Raw genomic sequence first — 12,873 nt, forward strand, 5'->3', positions numbered from 1 at the left:
GACACCACATGACTGAAGCGATCCTTCTCGTCGGCGGTCAGGGCACCCGGCTGCGGCCCCTGACCAGCCACACCCCCAAGCCGCTGCTGCCGGTGGCCGGGGTGCCGTTCCTCGCGCACCAACTGGCGCGCGCGGCGGCCGCGGGGGTCACCCGGATCGTCTTCGCCACCTCATACCTGGCGGAGCTCTTCGAGGCGGAGTTCGGCGACGGCGCCGGCTTCGGCCTTGAACTGGAGTACGTCACCGAGGAGGTCGCCCTCGGCACCGGCGGAGCCATCCGCAACGCGGCCGAGCGGCTGCGCTGCGCCCCCGACGAGCCGGTGCTCGTCTTCAACGGCGACATCCTCTCCGGCCTGGACATCGCCGCCTTGCTGAGCAATCACCGGGCCTCAGGCGCGGACGTCACCCTGCACCTGAAGACGGTCGCCGACCCCCGGGCCTTCGGCCTGGTCCCGACCGACACCTCCGGTCGCGTCGTGGCGTTTCTGGAGAAGCCGCAGACACCCGAGGAGATCGTCACCGACCAGATCAACGCGGGCTGCTACGTCTTCACCCGCTCCGTGATCGACCGCATCCCGGCGGACCGGGTGGTGTCGGTGGAGCGCGAGACGTTCCCCGAGCTGCTCTCCTCCAACGCGTTCGTACAAGGTGTGGTCGACGACAGCTACTGGCTCGACCTCGGCACGCCCGCCGCCTTCGTCCAGGGTTCCGCCGACCTCGTACGCGGCATTGTCGCCTCCCCCGCGCTGCCGGGCCCGACCGGGGAAGCCCTCGTGCTGCCCGGCGCCCGGGTCCACCCGAGCGCCGTGCTCAGCGGCGGCACCGTGGTGGGTGCCGGCGCCGAGATCGCCGAGGGTGCCGTCATCGAGGGCAGCGTGGTACTGCCGGGCGCCAAGGTCGCCGCCCGCGTCAGCGTGCACGCCTCCGTCGTGGGCCGGCACGCCCAGATCGGCGAGGAATCCTCCCTCGACGCGGCCGTCGTCGGCGACGGCGCCCGCATCGGCGCGGGCAACGAACTTTCGCCGGGCCTGCGCATCGCCTGCGGGGCCGTGCTGCCCGCCCACAGCGTACGGACCTCGGCCTCCCCCGCGCCCTGCGCCGAGCAGAGCGTCGCCTTCTCTGGAGTACCCCATGCATCGTCAGCCGCCCACTGACTACCCGGGCCCCTACGACCCCGGGCAGCCGGAGCCCTATGGGCAGCAGCACGAGCAGGAGCCCCCCGTGGCACCGCAGCAGTACCCGCGGGAGTACCGGCCCCCGGAGATTCCCCATCAGTACGTCGGCGAAGCACCCCGGCAGTACCCGGGTCAGGCACCGCAGCAGTACGCGGATGCGCCGCCGCAGTACGGTCGTGAGAGCGCCCCGCAGTACCAGGGTCAGGTCCCGCGGCAGCCGCAGACCTACGACGAGGTTCCGTACGAACCGGAACCGGAACCGGAACTCGCACCTGAACCCGGGCGCGCAGCCAGGCGCCGCAAGTCGGAACCCGAGCCGGAGGCCGAGTCCGAGCCGAAGCCCATGCGGTCCCGCTTCGAAGCGGTCGACGGACTGCGCGGCATCGCCATCCTGTCCGTGCTGCTGTACCACACCAACTGGTTCAGCAACGGCCTGTTCGGCGTGGATGCCTTCTTCGTCCTCTCCGGCTTCCTCACCACGCTCGTACTCATCCGCGAGGTGGAGCGCACCGGCCGCATCCGCATCGGCCGCTTCTACCGCCGTCGCTTCAAGCGGCTGCTGCCCGGCCTCATGATCGCTTTGGCCCTGGTGGTGGGGATCGCGTACCTCACCAGCCCCCTCAAGGAGGCCCGCGCGGTCTCCGACCAGGCTCTCGGCGCGCTCTTCCAGGTCGGCAACTGGGCACAGATCGCCCGCGGTGACGCGTACTGGGACCACTTCGGTGCCATCCAGCCACTCTCCGCCATGTGGTCGCTGAGCATCACCGAGCAGTTCTACGTGGTGTGGCCGCTGGTTCTCATCGTGGCCTTCGCGCTCTTCCGGCGCCGCATCCTGCCGGTCGCCGTGGTCACAGTGCTGCTCTTCGGCGCCTCGGCACTCGTCGCCCCGCTGCTGTGGCGGCGCGGCAACGGCGACACCGACTACCTGTACCTGGCGACACACACGCGTGCCGTGGCCTTCATGGCGGGCGCTGCTGCCGCGTTCGTGGTGTACCTGGTGCAGCGTCGGGCCCACACGAAGGGGCGGGACTCCGGGGGCGGCTTCGGATACCACCTCGCGTCGATGACCGCGATCGTCTCCCTGGCCGCGGTCGTCTATTACAGCGTCAAGGTGAGCACGTACCACGACCCCTGGCTCTACAAGGGCGGCCTCGCGATCGTCGCCTTCCTGATCGCGCTGACGGCCGCCTGTCTCAGCACGGACCGCGGACCGCTGGCCAAGCTCCTTCGGCTGAAGCCCTTGATGGAGATCGGCCAGATCTCGTACAGCATGTACCTGCTGCACCTTCCGGTGTACTGGCTCCTGCTGATGGCCTACCCGGATATGAAGCCGTACGCCCTGTTCCTGCTGGGCACCGGCCTCACCTGGCTGCTATCGATGATCATGCATTACTCGATTGAGCAGTACCGGGTACGTGACTGGCGCCCTGTCCGGGCGATCCCCCTCTTCACGGCCACATCCCTGGCCATCGGCTTCGGCTCCTACTACCTGCCCACCTACATCGCGGACTCGATGCGCCCGGACGGCAAGCCGCTCGTGCTCACCCTGGGCGACTCGATGGCGGAGGACTTCGCGACGGCACTCGGACAGCACGGTGACGACTACGCCGTGATCGACGGCGGGCAGGGCGGTTGCGGCGTCATGTCGCCCGAAGCGGTACGAGACCGCGTCGGCAAGGTCCTCAAGAACTGGGACGCCTGCCTCGACTGGAAGACGTACTGGTCGGACGAGATGGACAACGCCGGGCCGGACGCCGTCCTGCTGCACCTGGGCTGGGACGCCGCCGAACAGCGCGTCAACGGCAAGTGGCTGACATCCTGCGACGCCGCGTACCGCACGCGTTATCTGAAGCAGCTGGACTCAGCCGTCTCACTCGTCCGGAAGGAGGCCCCGGAGGCGAAGATCCTTCTGATGAACGAGCGCGAGTCGAACGGCGCGATCATCGAGAAGTGGGGCACCTGCTTCAACAAGGTGATCGACACCTATGTGAAGTCGGCGCCGGCCCAGGTCTCCCTGGTGGACCTCGACGCCTATCTCTGCCCCAACAGCGAGTGCACGCAGTACAACGCCAAGGGCAAGCGGCTCTACCCGGACGGCGACGGCGTGCACCTCACCCAGGTCGGCATGGGCTATGTCACCCCCTGGCTGGAGAAGTCGCTGGCCTCGGCCCTCGAGAAGTGACCAGGAGGGCTGCCGGCCTCCGTTACCGGGGCGCTCGGCAGCCCTCTCGGCGCCCCACCCCGCTCAGCAGCACCCGGACGCCCCCGGCAACGACCGCCGGTTCCGCGCCTCCTTGTTACGCGCCGCCAGCAACTCGTCGGCCGGATACCCGACCTCCTCCAGCGTCAGCCCGTGCGGCCGCACCACATGCACGGCGGAGTCCCGCACACCGGCGGCCAGCACCTTGCCCGGCCAGTCCGCCCCCCGATGCCCGTCCCCCACGAACAGCAACGCCCCGATCAGCGACCGCACCATGTTGTGGCAGAAGGCATCGGCCCGGACGGTGGCCGTGATGACCCCGTCGGCCGCACGCTCCAGACGCAGCTCCTGGAGCGTACGAATCGTCGTGGCGCCCTCCCTCTTCTTGCAGTAGGCCGCGAAGTCGTGCTCGCCGAGCAGCGCACCCGCGGCCTCGTTCATGGCGTCGACGTCGAGCGGCCAGTCGTGCCAGAGGACGTGGCTGCGCAACAGCGGATCAACACCGCCGGGATTGTCGGTGACGCGATAGGCGTACCGCCGCCAGACCGCGGAGAACCGTGCGTTGAACCCGCTCGGCGCCTCCTTGACGGACCACACCCGCACATCCTTGGGCAGCCGCCCGGCAAGCCGCTGGAGCAGCTTCTCGCGGTGCTCTGCCCACAGCTCCTCGGGCAGATCGACATGCGCCACCTGCCCCCGCGCGTGTACGCCGGCGTCGGTCCGCCCGGCCACGGTCAGCTCGTACGTGACCTCCCGCGACCGCGTCACCGTACGCAGCGCGTCCTCGATCTCCCCCTGTACGGTCCGGCGCCCCGCGGCCTGCTTGGCCCACCCGGAGAACTCGCTCCCGTCGTACGACAGATCCAACCGCACCCGCACGAACCCGGGCTCCGCCTCGTCACTCACACACAGATCCTCTCAGTGCCGGCTCTTCTGCGAGCCGGCTCTTCTCCGACGAACGCGAAAGCGGGCCCGCCCCCGAAGGGACGGACCCGCTCACAGCCAGGCAGAGCCTCAGGCGTCCTTGGTTCCGGACTCCTCGGCAGCGGCCTCGTCGGCCGGCTTGGCGTCCTCGACGACCTCTTCGGCAGCCTCGGTCGCGACCGGAGCGTCCTTCTTGAAGGCGTCTTCCTTGACGGCACGCTGGGTGGCCGCCTCGGCCTCACCGGTGGCCTCCTGGGCCACGGTCAGGGCCTCCACCAGCTCGATGACAGCCATGGGCGCGTTGTCGCCCCGGCGGTTACCGATCTTGGTGATACGGGTGTAGCCACCCGGGCGGTTCTCGTAGCGCGGGCCGATCTCCGTGAAGAGCGTGTGCACGATGCTCTTGTCGGTGATGACCTGGAGCACCTGGCGGCGGTTGTGAAGGTCACCCTTCTTCGCCTTGGTGACCAGACGCTCAGCGTACGGACGCAGGCGACGGGCCTTAGCCTCCGTCGTGGTGATACGGCCGTGCTCGAAGAGCGACTTCGCGAGGTTCGCGAGCAGCATCTTCTCGTGCGCGGCACTACCGCCCAGACGGGCACCCTTGGCGGGCTTCGGCATGGTCTTTCTCCTTGGTGTCTGCCCCGGCCGTATCAGGTACCGAGGTCAGTGTCCGAGCGGGCGATCGCCCGTCGAAGATCCGGACAAGCCCCGAAGGGGCGAGTCCGGAAGGGGCGCGGGGAACTGCGCGACAAGCCACAGCGCACCCGCACCCAAAAACGGTCCTCGCGGAGCCCTTAGTACTGCTCGGTCTCCACAAAGCCGGCGTCCGCGTCATCATCGGCGCCAAAGGCGTCCGCGGCGGCCGTCGGGTCGAATCCGGGCGGGCTGTCCTTCAGGGACAGACCCATCCCGACCAGCTTCGCCTTGACCTCGTCGATCGACTTCGCACCGAAGTTACGAATGTCGAGCAGGTCGGCCTCGGAGCGGGCGACGAGCTCACCCACGGAGTGGATGCCCTCACGCTTGAGGCAGTTGTACGACCGAACGGTGAGCTCGAGCTCCTCGATCGGCAGGGCGAGATCAGCGGCGAGGGCGGCGTCCGTCGGGGACGGACCCATGTCGATGCCCTCGGCGTCGATGTTGAGCTCACGCGCCAGACCGAACAGCTCGACCAGGGTCTTACCGGCCGACGCCATGGCGTCACGGGGACGCATGGCCTGCTTGGTCTCGACATCGACGATCAGCTTGTCGAAGTCGGTGCGCTGCTCGACACGAGTCGCCTCGACCTTGTACGTGACCTTCAGAACCGGCGAGTAGATCGAGTCGACCGGGATGCGCCCGATCTCCTGACCGACCTGCTTGTTCTGGACGGCGGAGACGTAACCGCGACCGCGCTCGACGGTCAGCTCCATCTCCAGCTTGCCCTTGCCGTTGAGCGTGGCGAGGACGAGGTCGGGGTTGTGCACCTCGACACCGGCCGGGGGCGCGATGTCGGCGGCGGTGACCAGACCCGGGCCCTGCTTGCGCAGGTACATCACGACAGGCTCGTCGTGCTCCGAGGAGACGACCAGCTGCTTGATGTTGAGGATCAGGTCGGTGACGTCCTCCTTGACGCCCGGCACGGTGGTGAACTCGTGCAGGACACCGTCGATCCGGATGCTCGTGACAGCGGCACCGGGGATCGACGACAGGAGGGTACGACGCAGAGAGTTACCGAGGGTATAGCCGAAGCCCGGCTCCAGCGGCTCGATCACGAACCGGGAGCGGAATTCGTCGACGACCTCTTCGGTCAACGAGGGACGCTGAGCGATCAGCATGTGTGGATCAGATCCTTCACTCGTGGACGCCCGCTATTTGACGCCCGACGGGACCGCGCGTTTTACCACGCGGATACTGCAAGGGTACGGGCGGCACGGCCGAAGAGCCGTACCGCCCGAATCCTCAAGACAACCGAGCCTCAGACGCGGCGGCGCTTGGGCGGACGGCAGCCGTTGTGCGGGGTGGGGGTGACGTCCTGGATGGAGCCGACCTCGAGACCGGTCGCCTGAAGCGAACGGATGGCCGTCTCGCGACCCGAGCCCGGGCCCTTCACGAAGACGTCGACCTTGCGCATGCCGTGCTCCTGCGCGCGGCGGGCGGCCGACTCGGCGGCCATCTGCGCGGCGAAGGGGGTGGACTTGCGCGAGCCCTTGAAGCCGACGTGGCCGGCGGAGGCCCAGGAGATCACGTTGCCCGAGGGGTCCGTGATCGAGACGATGGTGTTGTTGAACGTGCTCTTGATGTGCGCGTGCCCGTGAGCGACGTTCTTCTTTTCCTTGCGGCGCACCTTCTTGGCAGCGCCCTGACGACCCTTGGGGGGCATCTATAACTCCTACGGGAGGTGGTCGGTCCTACAGCGAAGACCGCTGATAAGCGTCCGGCTGAGGACTACTTCTTGCCCGGCTTCTTCTTGCCGGCGATCGCGCGACGCGGGCCCTTGCGGGTACGAGCGTTCGTGCTGGTGCGCTGACCGTGGACGGGCAGGCCACGGCGGTGGCGCAGACCCTGGTAGCAGCCGATCTCGACCTTGCGGCGGATGTCGGCCTGAACCTCGCGACGAAGGTCACCCTCGGTCTTGAAGTTGTTGTCCACGTACTCGCGGATCTTGACCAGCTCTTCCTCGGAGAGGTCACGAACGCGGGTGTTCGGGTTGACGCCGGTGTCAGCCAGCGTCTTCTGCGAGAGGGTCCGGCCGATGCCGAACACATAAGTCAGGGCGACCTCCACACGCTTCTCGCGCGGGATGTCAACACCGGAAACGCGTGCCATTCAATGGCTCCAGTTGTCGTTCGGAGGTCTTCCGCAGAACCGGCTCCCGCCCGCCGTCCTCTTCACGCTGTACAGAGATACAGCCGAAGATTCGGTACGACACGGGTCCCCGGCCTCCGACCGGGGGTATCGGAACCGATAACGATCAGATCGCTGATCTGAACACTCGGGTCCGGGCTCTGCGTATGAACATGTACTGCTTGCGTCGCGCGAAGTACCTGCGGATGCAGAAGGTCGGTCGTGCGTCAGCCCTGGCGCTGCTTGTGGCGCGGGTTTTCGCAGATGACCATGACCCGGCCGTGACGGCGGATCACCCTGCACTTGTCGCAGATCTTCTTGACGCTCGGCTTGACCTTCATTAGGTGAGGTTCTCCGGGTCAGGGCCACCACCCCGCGAACGGGGCACAGGCAAGATCTACTTGTACCGGTAGACGATCCGGCCACGCGTCAGGTCGTACGGAGACAGCTCCACCACGACCCGGTCGTCAGGGAGGATGCGGATGTAGTGCATACGCATCTTGCCGCTGATGTGTGCCAGGACCTGGTGGCCGTTCTGGAGCTCCACCTTGAACATGGCGTTCGGGAGAGACTCGACGACAGTGCCTTCGATCTCGATGGCACCTTGCTTCTTGGCCACGCTTCGCCCTTCGAATCGACTACCTTGATCGACTCCGTACGACCGCATACAGACATGCGGATGCACGAGAGCCGACGAGTCAGTCTACGCCAGGGCCCTCGGAAAGACGAATCGAGGAAGAATGCCCCACCACGGAGATCCTTAACCGGACCGACACCCGCAGACGGGCCCCTTTAGGGGCGCGAGGAACTGCGCGACCAGCCACGAACAACCCGCAGCCGCCACCCAACAGAACCCCGCTCCCCCGAAGGCGAACTCAACTCAAGGGATCAGGCGCCGCAGTAACCCCATGCTCCGCGAGCTTCGCCTTACCGCCGTCAGGAGCCGTCAGCACAAGCGGCCCCTCCTCGGTCAGCGCGACAGAGTGCTCCCAGTGGGACGACCACGTACCGTCCGTCGTGATGACCGTCCAGTCGTCCGAGAGCACCTCGGTCCTGGGCGTGCCCAGGGACACCATCGGCTCGATGGCCAGGCAGAAGCCGGGCACCAGCTTCGGCCCCTTGCCCCGCCGCCGCTCCACGTAGTTCAGCAGATGCGGGTCCATGTGCATCTCGGTACCGATGCCGTGACCGCCGTAGTCCTCGACGATCCCGTACTTGCCGCCACCGGGCTTCGGCTGCCGCCGGATGTACGTCTCGATGGCCCGCGAGACATCGACGAGCCGGTTGCCGAGCTTCATCGCCGCGATGCCCGCCCACATCGACTCCTCGGTCACCCGGGAGAGCTCGACGAGCTCCGGCGAGTGCCCGGAGCCGACGAAGGCCGTGTAGGCCGCGTCACCGTGCCAGCCGTCCACGATCGCGCCCGCGTCGATGGAGATGATGTCGCCGTCCTTGAGGACGACGTCGTCGGACGGGATGCCGTGCACGACGACCTCGTTCGCCGACGTACAGATCGTCGCCGGAAAGCCGCCGTACCCGAGGAAGTTCGACTTGGCCCCGTGTTCGGCCAGCACCTTCCGGGCGACCTCGTCCAGGTCCTTGGTCGTGGCTCCCGGGACCGCCGCTTCCCTCGTTGCCCGGTGGATGGCGGCGACGACCAGGCCCGCCTCACGCATCTTGGCGATCTGCTCGGGGGTCTTGATCTGCACCATGAGGGCCCGCGCTCTCCGTCTTCTCTGCCTGCTCGGTTACGTACACAACAGTACGGCCGCGGCACCCGTCAGGGGCACCGCGGCCGACGCTGCACGACGACTACTTGTCGCCGTTTTCGTCCTCGTCCTCACGCTTGAGCGCGTCCATCGCCCGCTTCGTGACGTCGTCCACCTTGCCGAGCGCCGAGATCGTCACCACGAGGCCCTGGGCCTTGTAGTAGTCGATGATCGGCTCGGTCTGGGTGTGGTAGACCTCAAGGCGCTTGCGAACCGTGCCCTCGGAGTCGTCGCCACGCTGGTACAGCTCGCCGCCGCAGACGTCGCAGACGCCTTCCTTCTTCGGCGGGCTGTACGTCACGTGGAAGACGTGCGCCGAGTCGTTGCGGCAGACACGGCGTCCGGCGATGCGCTTGACGACCTCGTCCTCCGGGACCTCAAGGTCCAGCACGGCGTCCAGCTTCATGCTCTCGGACTTCAGCATCTCGTCCAGCGCCTCGGCCTGCGAGACGTTGCGCGGGAAGCCGTCGAGCAGAAAACCGTTCTCGGCGTCGGGCTGCTCCATGCGGTCCTTGGCCATCCCGATGGTGACCTCGTCCGGAACAAGATTGCCGTCGACGATGTAGGACTTGGCAACCTTGCCCAGTTCCGTCTGCTGGCTGATGTTCGCACGGAAGAGGTCGCCCGTGGAGATGTGCGGGATCGACAGGTTCTGGGCGAGGAACGCGGCCTGCGTTCCCTTGCCCGCACCGGGCGGCCCGACGAGGACGATACGCATCAGCGGAGGAACCCTTCGTAATTGCGCTGCTGGAGCTGGCTCTCGATCTGCTTCACCGTCTCCAGACCGACACCCACGATGATCAGGATGCTGGTGCCACCGAACGGGAAGTTCTGGTTGGCGCCGAAGCCGGCCAACGCCATCGTCGGCACAAGAGCGATCAGACCCAAGTACAGCGAACCCGGCCAGGTGATCCGGTTGAGTACGTATCCCAGGTACTCAGCGGTGGGCCGGCCAGCCCGGATGCCCGGGATGAAGCCACCATACTTCTTCATGTTGTCCGCGACTTCCTCGGGGTTGAACGAGATCGCCACGTAGAAGAACGCGAAGAAAACGATCAGGAAGAAGTAGAGGATGATGTGCGGCGGCGCGGCCGTGTCCGCCAGGTTCTGCTCGATCCAGGTCTTCCAGCCGGAGGATCCACCGGCGAACTGCGCGATCAGCGCAGGGATGTAGAGCAGTGACGAGGCAAAGATCACAGGGATGATGCCCGCCTGGTTGACCTTCAGCGGAATGTACGTCGACGTGCCGCCGTAGGAACGGCGGCCGATCATCCGCTTCGCGTACTGGACCGGAATGCGGCGCTGAGCCTGCTCGACGAAGACCACCAGGCCGACCATGAACAGACCGACCGCGATCACGGTGCCGAACTCGATCCAGCCGTCCGCGAGGTCACCCTGCACCTTGATGGACCACAGAGCCGACGGGAACGTGGCGGCGATCGAGATGAACATCAGGATCGACATGCCGTTGCCGATGCCGCGGTCGGTGATGAGCTCACCGAGCCACATGACGGCGGCCGTACCGGCGGTCATGGTGACGACCATCGTCAGGGTGACGAAGATCGACTGGTCGGGCACGATCTGCCCGCCGACCGTGCAGCCCTGGAACAGCGCACCGCTGCGGGCGGTGGCCACGAGGCCGGTGCCCTGCAGCACGGCCAGCGCCACCGTCAGGTAACGGGTGTACTGCGTGATCTTCGCCGTACCGGCCTGGCCCTCTTTCTTGAGGGCCTCCAGACGGGGGATCACCACAGTCAGCAGCTGCAGGATGATGCTCGCCGTGATGTACGGCATGATGCCGAGGGCGAAGATCGTGATCTGCAGCAGCGCGCCACCACTGAACATGTTCACCAGGCCGAACAGACCCTGGTTTCCGTTGCTCGCCTGGTCGATACAGGCCTGGACGTTCGTGTAGTCGACACCTGGGATCGGGATGTGTGTACCCACCCGATAGACCACGATGATGCCGAGCGTGAAGAGCAGCTTCTTGCGCAGGTCGGGCGTCTTGAACGCCCGGGCGAACGCGGTGAGCACGGTGCCTCCTGCGACCCCCGCGCAACTGCGTCAGAGGTGACGGTCTTGAGGTTCGACGAATAAGTAACGGACAGCTAACTAACAGTCAGAGGGCGCCCGGAGTTCCCTGGTGACACACCGGGCGAAAATCAGCAGCGCAGGCCACCTTACCGGCGACACCGCTTCCCTAGGAACGACCAACCGGGGATGCCCCTTTTGTGGGGCATCCCCGGTCGGGATCGCTCAAGTCATCGAGACGCCTGCTGAATTCAGACGAGCTCGGTGACGGTACCGCCGGCGGCGGAGATCTTCTCCTTGGCGGAGCCGGAGACGGCGTCGACCGTCACCTGCAGCGCCACGGAGATCTCGCCCTGGCCGAGGACCTTGACGAGGCTGTTCTTGCGAACGGCACCCTTGGCGACGAGCCCCTCGACGGTGACCTCGCCACCCTCCGGGTACAGCGCGCCCAGCTTGTCGAGGTTCACGACCTGGTACTCGGTCTTGAACGGGTTCCGGAAGCCCTTGAGCTTCGGGAGACGCATGTGGAGGGGCATCTGGCCACCCTCGAAGCGCTCCGGAACCTGGTAACGCGCCTTCGTGCCCTTGGTACCACGACCAGCCGTCTTACCCTTCGACGCCTCACCACGACCCACACGGGTCTTGGCGGTCTTGGCGCCCGGGGCGGGACGGAGGTTGTGGATCTTGAGCGGCTTGTTCTCCGCCATGATCAGTCGACCTCCTCAACCGTCACGAGGTGGCGGACGGTGTGCACCATTCCGCGGAACTCGGGGCGGTCCTCCTTGACGACCACGTCGTTGATCCTCTTCAGACCAAGCGAGCGCAGGGTGTCACGGTGGTTCTGCTTGCTGCCGATGTACGACTTCGTCTGCGTGACCTTGAGGCGAGCCATTACGCACCCGCTCCCGCACGTGCACGAAGCAGAGCCGCGGGGGCGACGTCCTCGAGGGGCAGACCGCGGCGGGCCGCGATCTCCTCGGGACGCTGCAGGCCCTTGAGGGCCGCCACGGTCGCGTGCACGATGTTGATCGCGTTGGACGAGCCGAGCGACTTCGACAGGATGTCGTGAACGCCGGCGCACTCCAGGACAGCACGCACCGGACCACCGGCGATAACGCCGGTACCGGGGGAAGCAGGCTTGAGCAGGACGACGCCCGCGGCCTTCTCGCCCGTGATCGGGTGCGGGATGGTGCCCTGGATACGGGGGACCTTGAAGAAGTGCTTCTTGGCCTCTTCAACACCCTTGGCGATCGCGGCCGGCACCTCCTTGGCCTTGCCGTAACCGACACCGACGGTGCCATCGCCATCGCCCACTACGACGAGCGCAGTGAAGCTGAAGCGACGACCACCCTTCACAACCTTGGCGACGCGGTTGATCGCGACAACGCGCTCAACGTACGCGGTCTTCTCGGCGGCAGCAGCGCCGCCGTCACGGCCCTTCCGGTCCCGCCGCTCGCCGCCACCGGCACCGCTTCCGCGGCGCTGGGGTCCAGCCATTGGATTACCTCTCTCTTTTTCCGCTAGCTACGCAGCATCAAACAGGCGCTGCGCGACGGGCGACTCAGAACTTGAGTCCGGCTTCGCGGGCGGCGTCCGCCAGGGCGGCGATGCGCCCGGCGTACTGGTTACCACCACGGTCGAATACGACAGCCTCGACGCCCGCGGCCTTGGCGCGCTCGGCGACCAGGGCGCCGACCTTGCCGGCCTGCGCGGACTTCTCGCCCTCGCCACGGATGGACGTGTCCAGGGTCGACGCCGACGCCAGGGTGTGACCCTTGATGTCGTCGATGACCTGGGCCACGATGTGGCGGTTCGAGCGCGTCACGACCAGGCGGGGACGCTCGGCCGTTCCGGAGACCTTCTTACGGATCCGGATGTGGCGCCGCTTGATGGCAGCACGCTTGTAAGCGTCGCCCTTAGCGATCTTCGTACCGTATGCCATGGC

General features: G+C 66.8%; 16 protein-coding genes. 2 read left to right on the forward strand and 14 right to left on the reverse strand.

Features of this window, described 5'->3' with window-relative positions; all coding sequences use genetic code 11:
- Window positions 1-8: 8 nt before the first annotated feature.
- Window positions 9-1,154, forward strand: coding sequence for an NDP-sugar synthase (locus AB0I18_RS04075; RefSeq protein ID WP_363103791.1), 1,146 nt, complete (start codon window positions 9-11; stop codon window positions 1,152-1,154).
- Window positions 1,132-3,357, forward strand: coding sequence for an acyltransferase family protein (locus AB0I18_RS04080; protein ID WP_363103792.1), 2,226 nt, complete (start codon window positions 1,132-1,134; stop codon window positions 3,355-3,357). The genes AB0I18_RS04075 and AB0I18_RS04080 overlap by 23 nt, the downstream gene beginning before the upstream one ends.
- Before the next feature lie 63 nt (window positions 3,358-3,420).
- On the opposite strand, the gene truA is transcribed toward AB0I18_RS04080, so the two are convergent.
- The 14 genes from truA to rplR form a co-directional block, all read right to left on the reverse strand.
- A complete protein-coding gene (truA, locus tag AB0I18_RS04085; RefSeq protein WP_363103793.1) occupies window positions 3,421-4,281 on the reverse strand; it encodes a tRNA pseudouridine(38-40) synthase TruA in 861 nt (286 codons plus the stop codon).
- A 108-nt stretch (window positions 4,282-4,389) separates the two neighbouring features.
- Window positions 4,390-4,920, reverse strand: coding sequence for a 50S ribosomal protein L17 (rplQ, locus tag AB0I18_RS04090; protein ID WP_363103794.1), 531 nt, complete (start codon window positions 4,918-4,920; stop codon window positions 4,390-4,392).
- A gap of 176 nt (window positions 4,921-5,096) precedes the next feature.
- The gene (locus AB0I18_RS04095) at window positions 5,097-6,119 is read right to left on the reverse strand and encodes a DNA-directed RNA polymerase subunit alpha (RefSeq protein WP_363103795.1); all 1,023 of its coding nucleotides are present in this window, start codon (window positions 6,117-6,119) and stop codon (window positions 5,097-5,099) included.
- A gap of 140 nt (window positions 6,120-6,259) precedes the next feature.
- Window positions 6,260-6,664, reverse strand: a complete 405-nt coding sequence (gene rpsK / locus AB0I18_RS04100) for a 30S ribosomal protein S11 (RefSeq protein ID WP_003956432.1) — start codon at window positions 6,662-6,664, stop codon at window positions 6,260-6,262.
- 65 nt (window positions 6,665-6,729) lie between these two features.
- On the reverse strand, window positions 6,730-7,110 hold the full coding sequence (gene rpsM / locus AB0I18_RS04105; RefSeq protein ID WP_363103796.1) for a 30S ribosomal protein S13: 381 nt from the start codon (window positions 7,108-7,110) through the stop codon (window positions 6,730-6,732).
- 245 nt (window positions 7,111-7,355) lie between these two features.
- Entirely contained in the window at window positions 7,356-7,469 is a 114-nt protein-coding gene (rpmJ, locus tag AB0I18_RS04110) for a 50S ribosomal protein L36 (RefSeq protein WP_003998809.1), read from the reverse strand.
- 56 nt (window positions 7,470-7,525) lie between these two features.
- Window positions 7,526-7,747: a translation initiation factor IF-1 gene (gene infA, locus AB0I18_RS04115; protein WP_003948620.1), complete on the reverse strand. Its 222-nt coding sequence runs from the start codon at window positions 7,745-7,747 to the stop codon at window positions 7,526-7,528.
- A 256-nt stretch (window positions 7,748-8,003) separates the two neighbouring features.
- Window positions 8,004-8,840 carry a type I methionyl aminopeptidase gene (gene map, locus AB0I18_RS04120; RefSeq protein ID WP_363103797.1) on the reverse strand — a complete coding sequence of 279 codons (837 nt, stop codon included), beginning with the start codon at window positions 8,838-8,840 and terminating at the stop codon, window positions 8,004-8,006.
- Window positions 8,841-8,940: 100 nt separating this feature from the next.
- A complete protein-coding gene (locus tag AB0I18_RS04125) occupies window positions 8,941-9,615 on the reverse strand; it encodes an adenylate kinase (protein WP_363103798.1) in 675 nt (224 codons plus the stop codon).
- Window positions 9,615-10,931, reverse strand: coding sequence for a preprotein translocase subunit SecY (gene secY / locus AB0I18_RS04130; protein ID WP_363103799.1), 1,317 nt, complete (start codon window positions 10,929-10,931; stop codon window positions 9,615-9,617). The genes AB0I18_RS04125 and secY overlap by 1 nt, the downstream gene beginning before the upstream one ends.
- A 248-nt stretch (window positions 10,932-11,179) precedes the next feature.
- On the reverse strand, window positions 11,180-11,635 hold the full coding sequence (gene rplO, locus AB0I18_RS04135) for a 50S ribosomal protein L15 (RefSeq protein ID WP_363103800.1): 456 nt from the start codon (window positions 11,633-11,635) through the stop codon (window positions 11,180-11,182).
- A gap of 2 nt (window positions 11,636-11,637) precedes the next feature.
- Window positions 11,638-11,820 carry a 50S ribosomal protein L30 gene (gene rpmD, locus AB0I18_RS04140; protein ID WP_363103801.1) on the reverse strand — a complete coding sequence of 61 codons (183 nt, stop codon included), beginning with the start codon at window positions 11,818-11,820 and terminating at the stop codon, window positions 11,638-11,640.
- Complete coding sequence (rpsE, locus tag AB0I18_RS04145) at window positions 11,820-12,425, reverse strand: 30S ribosomal protein S5 (protein ID WP_006376045.1); 606 nt, start codon at window positions 12,423-12,425, stop codon at window positions 11,820-11,822. The genes rpmD and rpsE overlap by 1 nt, the downstream gene beginning before the upstream one ends.
- Window positions 12,426-12,489: 64 nt before the next feature.
- Window positions 12,490-12,870: a 50S ribosomal protein L18 gene (gene rplR / locus AB0I18_RS04150; protein WP_363103802.1), complete on the reverse strand. Its 381-nt coding sequence runs from the start codon at window positions 12,868-12,870 to the stop codon at window positions 12,490-12,492.
- Window positions 12,871-12,873: the final 3 nt, after the last annotated feature.

It is taken from the genome of Streptomyces sp. NPDC050704 (assembly GCF_040654355.1).
GTDB lineage: Bacteria > Actinomycetota > Actinomycetes > Streptomycetales > Streptomycetaceae > Streptomyces.

Excerpts from the sequence above, each read along its gene's own strand:
- AB0I18_RS04080 (WP_363103792.1), top strand. The coding sequence starts at position 1,132 with ATGCATCGTCAGCCGCCCACTGACTACCCGGGCCCCTACGACCCCGGG.
- map (WP_363103797.1), bottom strand. The coding sequence starts at position 8,840 with ATGGTGCAGATCAAGACCCCCGAGCAGATCGCCAAGATGCGTGAGGCG.
- AB0I18_RS04095 (WP_363103795.1), bottom strand. The coding sequence starts at position 6,119 with ATGCTGATCGCTCAGCGTCCCTCGTTGACCGAAGAGGTCGTCGACGAA.
- AB0I18_RS04125 (WP_363103798.1), bottom strand. The coding sequence starts at position 9,615 with ATGCGTATCGTCCTCGTCGGGCCGCCCGGTGCGGGCAAGGGAACGCAG.
- rplQ (WP_363103794.1), bottom strand. The coding sequence starts at position 4,920 with ATGCCGAAGCCCGCCAAGGGTGCCCGTCTGGGCGGTAGTGCCGCGCAC.
- rpsK (WP_003956432.1), bottom strand. The coding sequence starts at position 6,664 with ATGCCCCCCAAGGGTCGTCAGGGCGCTGCCAAGAAGGTGCGCCGCAAG.
- rplR (WP_363103802.1), bottom strand. The coding sequence starts at position 12,870 with ATGGCATACGGTACGAAGATCGCTAAGGGCGACGCTTACAAGCGTGCT.
- rplO (WP_363103800.1), bottom strand. The coding sequence starts at position 11,635 with ATGGCGGAGAACAAGCCGCTCAAGATCCACAACCTCCGTCCCGCCCCG.
- rpmD (WP_363103801.1), bottom strand. The coding sequence starts at position 11,820 with ATGGCTCGCCTCAAGGTCACGCAGACGAAGTCGTACATCGGCAGCAAG.
- rpmJ (WP_003998809.1), bottom strand. The coding sequence starts at position 7,469 with ATGAAGGTCAAGCCGAGCGTCAAGAAGATCTGCGACAAGTGCAGGGTG.
- rpsM (WP_363103796.1), bottom strand. The coding sequence starts at position 7,110 with ATGGCACGCGTTTCCGGTGTTGACATCCCGCGCGAGAAGCGTGTGGAG.
- rpsE (WP_006376045.1), bottom strand. The coding sequence starts at position 12,425 with ATGGCTGGACCCCAGCGCCGCGGAAGCGGTGCCGGTGGCGGCGAGCGG.
- AB0I18_RS04075 (WP_363103791.1), top strand. The coding sequence starts at position 9 with ATGACTGAAGCGATCCTTCTCGTCGGCGGTCAGGGCACCCGGCTGCGG.